Raw genomic sequence first — 1402 nt, 5'->3', positions numbered from 1 at the left:
AGAAATGCACGACAAAGTGATCGGGACATTTATTGAGCGTGAAAACTACGTTTAGCGGGTGATCTAACCATTCAATACATGACCTAATTCTGGTGTGTCGGTTCACGATGCGGATAGTGATACGGGTCTGACAGGAAAGGATAAGCAGTCCTATAAGTATCATTCAGAGGTGTGCTCAGTTAACCTTTTGAATAGTGGTAACTATTATGGATTTGTCCAGCTAAAAGATATTGATAGCTATGCCCTAAATATCATCGCTTCAATCAGTTCCGAATATCACACACGCAAAAATGGCGTGCCTTTAACGACGTTCGCATTACTGATTGAGCAAAAACAACGAAAGCAAGCGGTTGATAACTGGATCTTGTACCGTAACCCAAGTCAGCCAGACAAATACACCATTCTCGATAAACAACACCATCATGAACTGGCGAAGTGCTATCAGGCGAAAGGCTGGAAGCGTGAGCCTCTGGAGTATCTGAGGAAGTTGATCCGCAATGATGCCGAATTTAGCAAACTCATGCGCAGGCTGGGTTATGTCAAAGTTCGTACTCGTCAGATTACAGGAAAAATAAATGATGTCTGGATTTACCGACATGGTGAAAAAGACATCAAAGAGGTGCGCACAAAAGAACAGCTTAAAAACAACAAGTTAACTTCATTCGTCCAGTATGCAAAACAACCAGTAAAAACCTTTGAGCGCATTGCTGTAGATGGTCAGTGGCTCTATGTCTATGCCGACCACATCCGCTTTCTGACCAAGAAACGCCACCGTGTCGAGGGCGTTCGGGTTCAGGGATATACAGCTAATGGCATTGAGATGAGAGAAATAAAATGATGAACGGAAGCAATTCTTATAACTTTAAGTTATCCAATTATTTTTGGTGACTCCTTGAGGTTAAGGAGCCCTGTTACCGTGATCCTCAGTTTGGCTTGCTCAATGGTCGCTGAATTGATGACCAACGATCACTCAGCCAAATTTACGGCTCAGTCATCGGCTGAAATTTTAGCTGATGGGTATACGAAAAATTTCTCACACCCAAGTAACTCATTGTTTATTCCATTCATCCTCACTTTAGCTCGCCAATCAGCGAAATTTTTCGCTCAGTCATATCTACATAACTCATTGATAAATATCCAGACGCCAGATTTGGTGTTTGGTCATAGTTTAGGCTCCCCGATTATTTCGGATCAGTTACTTAACCCATTGATATTTAATCAAGCTGCAAATATGCAGTATGGTCACAATTTGACCATCGAAAATATCGGTATGCAAACTGGTGATTATTTGTGCCGATGAAAAACGTCGATACAAGATTCAATGTCCGATAATCGGACTTTGAGCGTAAATGATATTTACTCACAAACTTTGCGCGTATCTTTTAGATAGTGTCGTCATGAA

At 41.4% G+C, this 1402-nt stretch carries 2 protein-coding genes; both read left to right on the top strand.

From position 1 onward, the window contains the following. The first annotated feature begins 94 nt into the window (after positions 1 to 94). Positions 95 to 838, top strand: a complete 744-nt coding sequence (locus ABLA85_RS18325; protein WP_367965759.1) for a hypothetical protein — start codon at positions 95 to 97, stop codon at positions 836 to 838. Positions 839 to 916: 78 nt separating this feature from the next. Next, complete coding sequence (locus ABLA85_RS18320; RefSeq protein WP_367965758.1) at positions 917 to 1300, top strand: hypothetical protein; 384 nt, start codon at positions 917 to 919, stop codon at positions 1298 to 1300. Positions 1301 to 1402: the final 102 nt, after the last annotated feature.

The sequence above is a fragment of the Xenorhabdus sp. SGI246 genome, assembly GCF_040838225.1.
GTDB classification, from domain to species: domain Bacteria; phylum Pseudomonadota; class Gammaproteobacteria; order Enterobacterales; family Enterobacteriaceae; genus Xenorhabdus; species Xenorhabdus indica.
This window is presented reverse-complemented; position numbering and strand designations above follow the sequence as displayed.